Annotated in this window: 14 protein-coding genes and 1 pseudogene; 5 read left to right on the top strand and 10 right to left on the bottom strand. The window is 57.6% G+C overall.

Features of this window, described 5'->3' with window-relative positions; all coding sequences use genetic code 11:
• Nucleotides 1-95: 95 nt before the first annotated feature.
• From AC1MEE_RS08310 to galU, 4 genes and pseudogenes are all read right to left on the bottom strand, one after another.
• Nucleotides 96-563, bottom strand: a pseudogene (locus tag AC1MEE_RS08310) (GAF domain-containing protein); the annotation flags it as partial.
• 311 nt (nt 564-874) lie between these two features.
• On the bottom strand, nt 875-2,233 hold the full coding sequence (gene gorA, locus AC1MEE_RS08305) for a glutathione-disulfide reductase (protein ID WP_480414857.1): 1,359 nt from the start codon (nt 2,231-2,233) through the stop codon (nt 875-877).
• 111 nt (nt 2,234-2,344) lie between these two features.
• Nucleotides 2,345-2,539 (bottom strand): hypothetical protein, encoded by a 195-nt coding sequence (locus AC1MEE_RS08300; RefSeq protein WP_480414856.1) that lies wholly within the window; start codon nt 2,537-2,539, stop codon nt 2,345-2,347.
• A 187-nt stretch (nt 2,540-2,726) separates the two neighbouring features.
• Complete coding sequence (gene galU / locus AC1MEE_RS08295) at nt 2,727-3,572, bottom strand: UTP--glucose-1-phosphate uridylyltransferase GalU (protein WP_480414855.1); 846 nt, start codon at nt 3,570-3,572, stop codon at nt 2,727-2,729.
• Between the two features lie 360 nt (nt 3,573-3,932).
• On the opposite strand from galU, the gene AC1MEE_RS08290 reads away from it, so the two are divergent.
• Together AC1MEE_RS08290 and AC1MEE_RS08285 are read left to right on the top strand one after the other, a co-directional pair.
• Nucleotides 3,933-4,124 carry a hypothetical protein gene (locus AC1MEE_RS08290; RefSeq protein WP_480414854.1) on the top strand — a complete coding sequence of 64 codons (192 nt, stop codon included), beginning with the start codon at nt 3,933-3,935 and terminating at the stop codon, nt 4,122-4,124.
• A 102-nt stretch (nt 4,125-4,226) separates the two neighbouring features.
• Complete coding sequence (locus AC1MEE_RS08285; RefSeq protein ID WP_480414853.1) at nt 4,227-4,508, top strand: hypothetical protein; 282 nt, start codon at nt 4,227-4,229, stop codon at nt 4,506-4,508.
• A 49-nt stretch (nt 4,509-4,557) separates the two neighbouring features.
• On the opposite strand, the gene AC1MEE_RS08280 is transcribed toward AC1MEE_RS08285, so the two are convergent.
• Together AC1MEE_RS08280 and AC1MEE_RS08275 are read right to left on the bottom strand one after the other, a co-directional pair.
• Nucleotides 4,558-4,788, bottom strand: coding sequence for a hypothetical protein (locus AC1MEE_RS08280; RefSeq protein ID WP_480414852.1), 231 nt, complete (start codon nt 4,786-4,788; stop codon nt 4,558-4,560).
• Between the two features lie 47 nt (nt 4,789-4,835).
• Complete coding sequence (locus tag AC1MEE_RS08275) at nt 4,836-5,189, bottom strand: hypothetical protein (RefSeq protein WP_480414851.1); 354 nt, start codon at nt 5,187-5,189, stop codon at nt 4,836-4,838.
• A 164-nt stretch (nt 5,190-5,353) separates the two neighbouring features.
• On the opposite strand from AC1MEE_RS08275, the gene AC1MEE_RS08270 reads away from it, so the two are divergent.
• Genes AC1MEE_RS08270 through alkB form a run of 3 tightly spaced genes read left to right on the top strand, consistent with a single transcriptional unit; the run spans nt 5,354 to nt 6,577 of the window.
• Nucleotides 5,354-5,659 (top strand): DUF1883 domain-containing protein, encoded by a 306-nt coding sequence (locus tag AC1MEE_RS08270; RefSeq protein WP_480414850.1) that lies wholly within the window; start codon nt 5,354-5,356, stop codon nt 5,657-5,659.
• A gap of 24 nt (nt 5,660-5,683) precedes the next feature.
• Entirely contained in the window at nt 5,684-5,863 is a 180-nt protein-coding gene (locus AC1MEE_RS08265; RefSeq protein WP_480414849.1) for a hypothetical protein, read from the top strand.
• Between the two features lie 36 nt (nt 5,864-5,899).
• Nucleotides 5,900-6,577: a DNA oxidative demethylase AlkB gene (alkB, locus tag AC1MEE_RS08260; protein WP_480416184.1), complete on the top strand. Its 678-nt coding sequence runs from the start codon at nt 5,900-5,902 to the stop codon at nt 6,575-6,577.
• Between the two features lie 143 nt (nt 6,578-6,720).
• Here the strand turns inward: alkB and AC1MEE_RS08255 are convergent, their stop codons facing one another.
• From AC1MEE_RS08255 to gnd, 4 genes are all read right to left on the bottom strand, one after another.
• Nucleotides 6,721-8,535, bottom strand: coding sequence for a glycoside hydrolase family 15 protein (locus AC1MEE_RS08255; protein WP_480414848.1), 1,815 nt, complete (start codon nt 8,533-8,535; stop codon nt 6,721-6,723).
• Between the two features lie 81 nt (nt 8,536-8,616).
• A complete protein-coding gene (locus tag AC1MEE_RS08250; protein ID WP_480414847.1) occupies nt 8,617-9,435 on the bottom strand; it encodes an HAD family hydrolase in 819 nt (272 codons plus the stop codon).
• On the bottom strand, nt 9,432-10,961 hold the full coding sequence (zwf, locus tag AC1MEE_RS08245) for a glucose-6-phosphate dehydrogenase (protein ID WP_480414846.1): 1,530 nt from the start codon (nt 10,959-10,961) through the stop codon (nt 9,432-9,434). The genes AC1MEE_RS08250 and zwf overlap by 4 nt, the downstream gene beginning before the upstream one ends.
• The gene (gnd, locus tag AC1MEE_RS08240) at nt 10,961-11,956 is read right to left on the bottom strand and encodes a phosphogluconate dehydrogenase (NAD(+)-dependent, decarboxylating) (RefSeq protein WP_480416183.1); all 996 of its coding nucleotides are present in this window, start codon (nt 11,954-11,956) and stop codon (nt 10,961-10,963) included. The genes zwf and gnd overlap by 1 nt, the downstream gene beginning before the upstream one ends.
• Nucleotides 11,957-12,276 lie beyond the last annotated feature (320 nt).

Genomic DNA, 12,276 nt, shown 5'->3' with positions numbered 1-12,276 from the left:
CTTTCCTGAGTGGCCAACCGTTGCTGCTGGTGACGGGTTTCGCTTTCACGCTGAGTGCACAACGCTCGCCGCAACTCCAACTGACTCACGACTTGACGCGCCAGAACTGACAGGGCTGCAACTTGACGCTCGGACAAATGCCGAGGGTGCACATCGAGTACACAGAGCGTGCCTAAGGGCAGCCCTTCGGCCGTGAGCAATACAGCGCCGGCGTAAAAACGCAGACCGGGAGCGCCGACCACCAGCGGATGAGTGGCGAAACGTGGATCGGCCTGCAGATCGTCGACGATCAACCCGTCAGGCCGACGAATCGTCTGGGCACAGAGGGAGTGCTCGAGGAGGAGATCCGGTTGCGCCAGGCCAAATTGAGCCTTGGACCGTTGGCGGTCGGCGTCGATCAGATTGATCTGCGCCATCGGCACGCCGCACAGTTGTGCCGCGAGGCCGGCAATCTCATCGAATGCCGGTTCCGGAGGAGTGTCGAGAATAGCGAAGAGTGCAAGAGCGGCAAGCCGATCCGGCTCACTCCAGGGCGTTGTCGCCCAAAGGTTGTGACTGCTCAAGAAATTGGTCCACGTCCTGAAAATTTCTTCTGCATGGCTCAAGCTTCGTCCTGAAGCTTGAGTGATGCCCTACTACCGCTAAAACAGCCTAGGGTGCGCTCTCAATAAATGGCAGATCGCGTTGGAGCTGTGATTGTGTTCAGGCAAGGCGCGGGACGCAGTAGATGCTTATTGCCTCTTCAAGTCCCGCAACGCCGCCTGGCGCGATCACAGTTTCAACCCGCAGGGCCTAGCCCCAAACACCTTATCTTACTGCCTTGCCTCGCTCTTTGCGGGGCGACGGCGCGACTGTCAGTTACTGAGAACGCACCCTAGCTGGCGACGGGTGTGCGCAACGTGACGAACTCCTCGGCAGCGGTCGGGTGTACACCAATCGTTTCATCGAAAATCTGCTTGGTCGCGCCGGCCTTCAAGGCAATGGCCAGGCCCTGGACGATTTCGCCTGCATCCGGCCCGACCATGTGGCAACCGAGTACCCGGTCCGTTTTAGCGTCGACCACCAGCTTCATCAACGTGCGCTCCTGATCATCGGTTAGCGACAGCTTCATTGGCCGGAAGCGGCTTTCGAAAATCTGAACCTCGTGACCGGCTTTTTTGGCTTCCTCCTCGGTCAGGCCCACGGTGCCGATATTCGGCAGGCTGAAAACCGCCGTCGGAATATGGGCATAATCCACCGGGCGATACTGCTCAGGCTTGAACAGACGCCGCGCGACAGCCATGCCCTCGGCCAGCGCCACAGGCGTCAGTTGTACCCCGCCGATGACGTCGCCGAGCGCCAGAATCGACGGCTCACTGGTCTGATAACGCTCGTCGACTTCGATATAGCCGCCCTTGTCGAGCTTGACCCGGGTATTTTCGAGCCCCAGGTTATCCAGCATCGGCCGGCGCCCGGTGGCATAGAACACGCAATCGGCGGTCAGTTGGCGGCCGTCCTTGAGGGACACCTCCAAGCTGCCATCGACCCGTTTGTCGATGCGTTCGATATCGGAATTGAACTGCAGGTCGATGCCGCGCTTGGTCAACTCTTGCTGCAGATGGGTCCGGACAGCGCCGTCGAAACCGCGCAGGAACAATTCGCCGCGATAGAGCTGCGTGACCTCGGCCCCCAGGCCATTGAAGATCGAGGCAAATTCGACGGCGATATAACCACCGCCGACCACCACGATGCGCTTGGGCAGTTGCTTGAGGAAGAACGCTTCGTTGGAGGTGATCGCGTGTTTGCACCCTGGGAAGTCCGGCACCTGTGGCCAGCCGCCAGTGGCAATCAAGATGTGCTCGGCGCTGTAGGTATGGCCGTTGATTTCAATCTGATGCGGGTCGCGCAGTTTGGCGTGACCTTCGAACAACGTGACGCCGCTGTTGACCAGCAGGTTGCGATAAATGTCATTGAGGCGATGAATTTCGCGGTCTTTATTACTAATCAGAGTGGGCCAATCGAATTTAGCCTCACCCGCCGACCAGCCAAAGCCTTTGGCCTGCTCGAAATCTTCGGAGTAGTGAGCCCCATAGACCAGCAATTTTTTCGGCACACAGCCGACGTTGACGCAGGTGCCGCCCAGGTACCGGCTTTCTGCAACAGCCACCCGAGCACCAAAACCAGCCGCAAAACGTGCCGCACGCACACCACCGGAACCGGCACCAATCACAAAAAGGTCGAAGTCGTAGGCCATTGCTGTCTCCTTAGCAGGACAACAGCATAACCGCTTCGGGACTTTCGGTCAGCGCTGTCGGCCAGAATCGAGCAGGAGGCAGGAGTACTTCTCCTGCTCGATCCGTTGACCCTACACTTTCGGAGGTGCTTTGAGGCTATCCAGTAGACCACTCTCCAGTAAAGCCTTGTACTTCAACGCTTCAGCTTCATCGTGATAGACACCCACAAGAACTTCACCCTGAAATACATCCCACATCCTGATTCCTACATCTTTAGCCTCATGAGACAGGTGTTGCTCATCGCGCTCTTTGACAGTAATGACCATTTTCACATCCTCAGGATTGCTCTGGGATAGTCATTTTTACTCCACTAATCTCCAAGGTTCCATACTGAAAATCATCACCTGCCGCCCTCCGCGTTCCACCTGTACGAACCCAAGCGGGTTGCGCTTGCGCGCACGAAAAAAAGCCACCCGAAGGTGGCTTTTTCTTACAAACAGGCCTGACGATGAATCAGTAAGCTTTGCCCGTTTTGTAAAAGTGTTCGAAGCAGAAGTTGGTCGCGTCGATGTAACCTTCAGCGCCGCCGCAGTCGAAACGCTGGCCTTTGAATTTGTAAGCGATGACGCGGCCTTCTTGAGCCTGCTTCATCAGGGCGTCGGTGATCTGGATTTCGCCGCCTTTGCCTGGCTCGGTTTCTTCGATCAACTTGAAGATGTCCGGGGTCAGGATGTAACGACCAATGATCGCCAGGTTGGACGGAGCATCTTCCGGCTTCGGCTTTTCAACCATGTTGGTCACGCGGTACACGCCACGCTTTTCATCGATCAAATCACCGGCGATCACACCGTACTTGTTGGTTTCCTGCGGATCGACTTCCTGGATCGCCACGATGGAGCAGCCATAGTGGTTATACAGCTTGACCATCTGGGTCAGTACACCGTCGCCTTCGAGGTTTACGCAAAGGTCATCGGCTAACACCACGGCAAACGCTTCGTTACCGATCAGCGGACGACCGCTGAGGATCGCGTGGCCCAGACCCTTCATTTCGGTCTGACGGGTGTAGGAGAAGCTGCAGTTGTCCAGAATCCGACGGATACCGACCAGGTACTTTTCTTTATCGGTGCCTTTGATCTGGTGTTCCAGCTCGTAGCTGATATCGAAGTGGTCTTCCAGTGCGCGTTTGCCACGACCTGTGACGATGGAGATTTGGTTCAAGCCTGCATCAAGTGCTTCTTCCACGCCGTACTGGATCAGTGGCTTGTTGACCACTGGCAGCATTTCCTTGGGCATGGCTTTTGTCGCTGGCAAAAAGCGCGTGCCGTAACCGGCTGCTGGGAACAAGCATTTCTTGATCATATGAGTCCTTATTAAAAAAGGCTGTGGCTGTTTGCGGCGCAGTCTAATCAGGAGGCGGCCACCTTACAATGCCCCACCACTGGCCTGCTTGTGCCTTGGTAGAGGAATACTGGCGCAGATAGTTCCATAACCGCGTGGATATTGCGCTCGCCAAAGACCAACGGCACACGCGTCGAAGCTGCACTCGCTTGAAATCCGACGAGTGAAATGGCTTCCATTCAGCCATCGGCACTCAAGCATCCATGGCATCTACGCAAGATTCCAGCGTAGCTGAGCGCTTTTGATTACGTGGGAATAATGTGCAGCCTGATGGCATGCGCTTTATCATGTGCAGCTTGAATCATTCAACGAGATAGATTGATGTCGGAAGCGAAGAGCGTTAACGGATACCTGATCAACAAATTGCAGGACGGCCAATGGTGGGTGTCGGATGCCAGCGGCGAAGCCATTGCCGGCCCGTTCGCCTCGGAAAGCGCGGCCATCGAAGTCGCCGCGGTTCTGCAGGATCAACCCAAGCCCCCCGCGCGTCGCCGCTCCGGCCCCAAATCCTGATCGAGCCCTCAGCCGTGGGCGGTGCGCAACTATTACGCCATCAGTCGGTCGAAAGCGTTGCGATTAACACCTTTCAGCCCTCATCACGAAGCATGAAAAACCATGAACAGACTTTTACTCGTTATGGCTGTATTGGGGCTCAGCGGCTGCGCGACCGCGTCTAATACCTACTTGAACGACGGCCAGCAAGGTCTGAGCATCGATTGTTCAGGCGAAGCGATGTCCTGGGCAAGCTGCTATGAGAAAGCGGATGCCTCCTGCGCAGGCACCGGCTACACCATTGTCGGGACCGATGGCACGCCGCAGCCTAAAGAGAGCGACAAAACCCTGGGGGTCGATGTTGGCAACTACAAAAGTCGCAGTGTTGTCGTGGTCTGCAAATAGTTCCGATTCCACAGTAGCCGTGCACAGCCCTGTCCCGTGACAGGGCTTTTTACAGGTGGATTTCCGCAAACTTGATGCCCAGGCCACGGATGATGACCACCAACTCATTCAATTGGCTGAAAGACTCGACTTCGTCGTTGTCATCGACCAGAAAAAAGCTTCTGCCCGCGCTTTTCTTGAAAAACACGATCCACTCACCGACAACCGCCGGGTTTTGAATGATATGCGTGGCCGAAATATGGCCTTCGGCATGCCGTTGCTTTACCAGCTCTCGCTTCATTTACCGCTCCAGTAACAGGGATTCGTCCTTCCTGAGGTCAGGCTTGATCATTCGCCCGAGATGCAGGCCGTAGCCGCATTCAGCACGTCCTTGGGACGCAGTGGATTGTTGGACATATGCTCGTAGAGCTTGATAGAACTACCATTGCTGCGGCTTTCGATCATCGCCACTGCGCCGGGGGCCGAGCTGAGTTTCTGGTCGAAAATGACGCGCAAACCATCATGATATGCCTCGATCAAGGGTGGCTTGCGGCTATCGCCGAGCTTGCCGATCAAACAATCGGCATAGTGTTGAGGGGTCTTGCCGGAGATGACGTTCAGGGTCGGCGGTGAATGCTCGATGTCTTCGAGGGTCGCGCAGCCGGTCATCGCAAGGGCCAAAACAACAACAGCCAATTTCATACAATCACTCCACTAAAAAAGCTACGACAGGCTTATGACCGATTAGATCCCTGTTTAGGCACTTTTATCGGGTATTCACGCAATAAAACCTGTGCCGACGACTAAATGCCGGCGCGCCCATGCTATCGTTTTGATTTTGCAGAAAAAGCCTTTTCGGAGACACCATGAAATTTGTACACCAGCGCGAGCATCTCAACGAAGACGATATCGTCGTCATTGAGTGTTCCCAGCTCTGCAATATCCGCTTGATGAACGACGCGAACTTCCGCAGCTTCAAGAACGGCGGCCGCCATACCTACCACGGCGGCGCTTTCGACAGGTTCCCGGCGAAGATCGTGGCACCCAGCACCGGCTTCTGGAACATCACCATTGACACCGCAGGCCGCAAAGCCGATACGGGGGGTGGTCGCAAGCCCACGTTCACGCACACCATCAAGATCGTTCGTCGGTCGACTTCGCGGTTGAGCTGATCGTTCTTTGAGAAGGAATCCCCTGTGAGCACACCTGCCGCCACCACCAAATACGCCATCAGCTACAAACTCAACGGCGAACGCCGGTTCGAATTCGCTCAACTGCAATCGGCCTCGTCTGAAGAAGCCATTGCGGCCCTTGAGAAGATGCACAGCGGCAGTGACGATAAAATTACCGACGTCAAAGTCAGCAAGGCGCTGTAGCACATTTCTACCGCCAGTGCCTAAGTAACCCCCATGATGCGACGCAAGAGCACGGAACCCGCCACCCTCGATCTGTTCGCCGACGACGCCCCTCAAGCGCCACGCACCGAACAGATCGGCCCCCGTTCGTTTGTCCTCAGAGGCTTCGCGCTGCCATTGGTCGAGCAACTGCTGCCCGCGTTACAGCACATCCTCAGCGAGTCACCCTTCAGGCACATGGTCACCCCCGGCGGCTTCACCATGTCAGTTGCCTTGAGCAATTGCGGCAGTCTCGGCTGGGTCACCGACCGCAGCGGCTATCGCTACACCCAGATCGATCCCGACACCGGTCAACCCTGGCCGGACCTGCCTGATGTATTCATGCAGCTTGCACAAGCGGCGGCGACCGAAAGCGGCTTCCCCGGCTTCACCCCGGACGCCTGCCTGATCAACCGCTACATCCCCGGCGCAAAAATGTCATTGCATCAGGACAAAAACGAACATAGCTACGACTGGCCCGTGGTTTCGGTGTCACTGGGCATTCCGGCGATGTTCTTGTTTGGTGGGCTGAAACGCAGCGACACGACCCAACGCGTCCCGCTGTTTCATGGTGACGTGGTGGTCTGGGGTGGGGAAGATCGGTTGCGTTATCACGGAGTGTTGCCGTTGAAAAACGCCGAGCACCCACTGTTGGGTGAGCAGCGGATCAACTTTACCTTTCGCAAGGCCGGATGAGTGCTCCTGGGGTAGACAAAAAATCTGTGGGAGCAGGCTTGCAACTACGCGTCCCGCTGCGAAGAGGCCACCCACAGATGATCTTTCTGGCCCGTGGGATTATCTGACACTGATCTATTGATTCGCAGGCAAGCCTGCTCCCACTATCGACTCCCCTGCCCACTCGCCCGAGCCTTGGCCGGACACTCCACGCGGTGCAGGTTCAACGCCGTATTGATAATCCCGATATGACTGAACGCCTGCGGAAAATTACCCAGCATGCGTTTCTCCCTGGGATCGTATTGCTCGGCCAATAACCCGACGTCATTGCACAGGCCACACAAGCGGTCGAACAGCACCTGCGCTTCGTCATCACGCCCCAGCAGCACGTACACATCGGCAAGCCAGAACGAACACACCAGGAACGTCCCCTCTCGACCCGAGACGCCATCCTCCGTCCGGTCACTGTCGTAGCGCAGCAGCAAGCCATCTTGCATCAGGGTTTTTTCGATGGTGGCGACGGTGCCGATCACCCTGGGGTCATTTGCCGGCAAAAAGCCGGTCAAGGCAATCTGCAGCAAACTGGCGTCTAGCGCTTGCGAACCATAGATCTGCACGAAGCTGCCGAGCTGCGGATCGAAACCATTGAGGCAAACGTCGGCATGAATCTCATCCGCCACCGCACGGTAATGGCGCGCCAATGCGTGGTCTTCTTCGGTTTCGGCGGCCTGAAGAGCGAAATGTGCGTTACGGTCGAAGGCCACCCAGGCCATGACTTTGGAGTGGGTGAAGTGCTGTGATTCGCAGCGGATTTCCCAGACGCCCTTATCCGGCTGATGCCAGACCTTCTCCAGAAACGGCATGATCACCTTGACGATGGCCGCGCTGCGCGGCAGTACTGGCAAGCCACCTTTACGGGCCTGGGTCATGGCGTCGGCAACCTCGCCATACACATCGAGCTGCACCTGGGTAGCCGCCGCGTTGCCGATCCGTACCGGGCGAGAGTTTTCGTAGCCGCTGAGCCAGGGCAGTTCGTATTCGGGCAAACGCCGCTCGCCGCCCAGGCCGTACATGATTTGTATCTGTTCCGGATTACCGGCCACTGAACGCAGCAGCCAGGCACGCCAGGCGTCGGCTTCCTCGTAATAACCCAGGTGCATGAACGCCAGCAGGGTCATGGTTGCATCCCTCAGCCAGCAATAGCGGTAATCCCAGTTCCGCTCGCCGCCCAGCCGCTCAGGCAACGAGGTGGTCACCGCTGCGACGATGCCGCCGGTGGGCTCATAGGTCAGGGCTTTGAGGGTGATCAGCGATCGTTTGACCTGAGCCGACCACCGACCTACCTCCGGGCAGCGATCGGAAAACTTCAGCCAGAACTGCTCGGTGGTCTTCAGCGCTTTTTCGCCGTCAATACCGGCATGGACTGGATGATTTGACGCTTGATGGCTGAGGGTGAATACCTTGCGTTGTCCGGTTTCCAGCAGAAAACGGCTGCCGGTGTGGTGATCCAGCGCGCGCAATGCAGTCGGCGTGCGCAGCACCAGCATTTCCGGGCCGGCCACGGCGGTCAGGGTGTGCGGATTTTTCTTTTCAACCCAAGGCACACTGCTGCCGTAATCGAAACGTATCGCCAGGTCCATATCGAATTCGATCCGCCCTTCCAGCCCGACCACGATGCGCACCACGCTGCTGGCCGTTTCCGTGGGCATGAAATCGATCAGCATGGCGCGGCCGGTCTCGGTCTCGAACAGGGTCTCGAGGATCAGCGTGCCCTCGCGGTAACGCCTTTCGCTGTGTGTGATCGGATCTTTCGGGCTGATTTTCCAGCGGCCGTTGTCGCTGTCGCCCAGCAAAGCGGCGAAACAGGCCGGCGCATCGAATCGTGGGAAACACAGCCAGTCCAGTGAACCGTCTTTGGCGACCAGCGCGGCAGTCTTGCAGTTGCCGAGCAATGCGTAGTCTTCAATCAGTGCGGTCATGGGCAGGTATCCGAAAAGGTCAGTGAGTGATTTTTCAGAAAACGGGCCCAGCTTCGTTGGGCCCTGGATCGAAGGCTCGGATCAGACCGGCAGAATGTAGCGCCTGATGGCCTTCGCCACGCCGTCCTCAAGGTTGCTGTCAGTGACGTAATCCGCCTGGCAGCGCACGTTTTCCTCACCCTGCCCCATGGCAATCGACAGCCCGGCTTTATGGAACATCGCGACATCGTTGCCGCCGTCGCCGATGGCCGCGGTGTGTGCCAGGGATATGCCCAAATACTCGGCCAATGTCACCAGTGCCGTGCCTTTATTGGCGTCCACTGCGTTGACGTCCAGGTAATACAGCTGCGACCGCGACGCCAGCGCCAATCCGTCGATCTGCGGGTTCAACTGTGCTTCGAGGCGTTTGAGCAGTTGGTGATCGGCGCTGGCCGCAACGATTTTATCGATGCGGTCCAGGTATGGCTCGAAGCTGCCGACCAGCACCGGGTCGTAACCCAGGGTGCGGCGCTCGTGATCGACATAGGCGCCATTGAGGTCGCGTAACAACCACTGATCATCGGCGAATACCCAGACCGAGCAATCCTGGTCGGCGAACATCGCCAGGCTGGCGACAGCGGCCGCCTGCGGGATGCGATGGGCCGACAGCACACGGCCATCGGGATGGGTAATTAAACCGCCGTTGAAGGCCACGGTCGGCAGATCGATGCCCAATGCTTCAATCTGCTGACGCATCGCCCGAGGCGGACGGCTGCTGGCCAGGGTGAAATGAATACCGGCGGCACGTAATTGAGCGATCGCCTCGATATTCGCCTGGCTCAAGCTGTGGTCGGGGCGCAACAACGTGCCGTCGATGTCAGACAGCAGAAACTGGATGAGGGACCGCTGCTGATTGCTCATCCGATGCTGCGCCATTCACGGCCGTCGCGGGCCAGCAATTCGTCGGCGCTGGCCGGACCATCTTCACCGGCCTTGTAATGATCCAGCTTGCAACCCTTGGCCCAGGCATCAAGAAATGGTTGCACCGCACGCCAGCCGTTTTCGATGTTGTCTGCCCGTTGAAACAAGGTCTGATCGCCAGTCAGGCAGTCGTAGATCAAGGTTTCGTAGCCCGTGGAAGGTTGCATTTCGAAGAAGTCTTTGTAGGCAAAGCCCAGTTCGATATTTTGCGTATCCAGCGTCGGGCCCGGACGCTTGGCCTGCAGGTCGAACCACATGCCTTCGTTAGGCTGAATCTGGATGTTCAAATAGTTGGGTTTGAGCTGATCCACTTCAGTGTCGCGAAACTGAGCATAAGGCGCCGGTTTGAAGCAGATGGCGATTTCGGTGTCACGCGCGCTCATGCGCTTGCCAGTACGCAGGTAGAACGGCACGCCGACCCAGCGCCAGTTGTCGATCATGACCTTGAGGGCGACATAGGTTTCCGTGCAGCTGTCCGCCGCCACGTTAGGTTCTTGCCGATAGCCGGCGATGCTCTTGTCGCCCACCGTGCTTTCGGCATATTGACCCCGCACCGAGTTGGCCAGCGCTTCGGCCTCGGACCACGGACGAATCGCGCCAATGACCTTGGCCTTCTCTCCACGCACTGCGTCAGCGCCGAAAGCGGCTGGCGGTTCCATGGCGATCATCGCCAGTAACTGGAACAGGTGATTAGGCACCATGTCTCGCAGCGCACCGGTATGTTCATAAAAACTGCCACGGGTTTCCACGCCGACGGTTTCCGCGGCGGTGATCTGTACGTGGTCAATGTAGTGGTTGTTCCAGAACGATTCGAACAACCCGTTGGAGAAACGGCTGACCAGAATGTTCTGCACCGTTTCCTTGCCCAGATAGTGGTCAATTCGGTAGATCTGTTTTTCGCTCATGACTTTGAGCAGGCAAGCGTTGAGGGCTACAGCGCTGGGAAGATCCGAGCCGAACGGCTTTTCGATCACCACACGCCGGAAACAGTCATCGGTTTCCGCCAACAGCCCCGATGACCCCAGGCGCTTGGCGACCTCGCTGAAAAAGCGTGGCGCCGTGGCCAGGTAGAACACCGCATTACCGGTGCCGGTGGTTTTGATCTTCTCGGCGATGTCGCTGTAAGTGGAATCGTCGAGGAAGTCACCCTGCACATAACTGATGCGCCCGGCGATTTGGCGCCAAAGTTCAGGGTCCAACGGCTCGGCACCGCCTTCGGCGACCTTGCCTGCGGCCTCCTGACGGATGAAGTCTTCGAGCTTTTTGGCGAAGTCGACATCACTGATTGCGTTGTGGTCCACGCCGACGATGTGCACGCCATTGCCGAGCAGCCCGTCGCGGCTCAAGTTGTACAGCGCAGGCATCAACAGGCGCTTGACCAGATCGCCATGAGCGCCGAACAGAAACAACGTAGTAGGAGGCGCAACCTCAGGCTTTTGCTTGGATTTCGTGCGCGACAGACCCATTATTTTGGTCCTTCTTTGTGTCCGCCAAAGCCGAAGCGCATGGCAGAAAGCAGTTTGTCACCGTAGGTGCTTTGCTGGCGTGAACGGAAGCGCGCAAACAGCGCACTGGAGAGCACCGGCACGGGTACCGATTGTTCCATCGCCGCATCGATGGTCCAGCGCCCTTCGCCGCTGTCGGCCACCGAGCCGGAATAGGCATTGAGTTGCGGATCGCTGGCCAATGCGTCGGCGGTCAGGTCCAGCAACCAGGAGGACACGACGCTACCGCGGCGCCAGACTTCGGCGATATCCGCCACATTCAGGTCAAAACGCTGCTCGGGCGGCAGGTTGTCCGAGTTTTTCATCTTGAGGATGTCGAAACCTTCGGCGAACGCCTGCATCATTCCGTACTCGATGCCGTTGTGGATCATTTTCACGAAATGCCCGGAACCTGCGGGGCCGGCATGGATATAACCACGCTCAGCGCGATTGTCCGCGGCATCACGGTCCTTGGTCCGTTCCACCGAGCCATAACCGGGGGCGAGGCTGTCGAACAACGGATCGAGGCGCTGCACCACGGCACTGTCGCCGCCGATCATCATGCAGTAACCACGCTCCAGGCCCCAGACACCGCCTGACGTCCCGACGTCAATGTAGTGCAGTTGCTTTTGCGTGAGGGTCTGGGCCCGGCGGATATCGTCCTTATAAAAGGTGTTGCCGCCGTCGATGATCACATCGCCAGGCTCAAGCAGTTCGCTCAGGGTTTCGATGGTGACTTCTGTCGGTGCACCGGCCGGCAGCATGACCCATACCGCACGCGGTTTTTCCAGGGTTGCTACCAGCGCGGCGAGATCTGCGACAGCGATCGAGCCCTCTTTGGCGAGGGTGGTGCGGGACGTCTCATCCCGATCGTAAACCACGGTCGAATGCCCCTTGAGCATCAACCGTCTCGCAATATTGCCGCCCATGCGGCCCAACCCAACAATCCCAAGTTGCATGTGGTGGTGCTCCTTAATACGAAGAAAGGGATGCCTCACCTTATAGCCCAGCGGTGCATAAAGGGTTAGTCCAGAGAGCCCGGACTAAGTTTCGCAAGAGGCAAGGGGCATGGGTGAGCCGGCCTGATAAAGCGCGCTTCTGCGACAGCGGCGCGTGCCCGAAAATCAGCCAGGCGTCCTCAGACGAGACGCATCGGCGCACCGAAAAATAGCGCTGGCTTTTCCTGATTGTGTCTTCAACGCGTTTGATATCGAGCGTTTTTTGTCCACAAAGTATCCAATTGGCAAAATTGTCGTACAATCCGACGAACGGTATGACGTGATTTTTGTACGTTTGC

This window comes from Pseudomonas sp. ASL3 (assembly GCF_056680425.1).
Note: the sequence above shows the minus strand (reverse complement) of the source record. Positions and strands in the feature narration are given on the sequence as shown.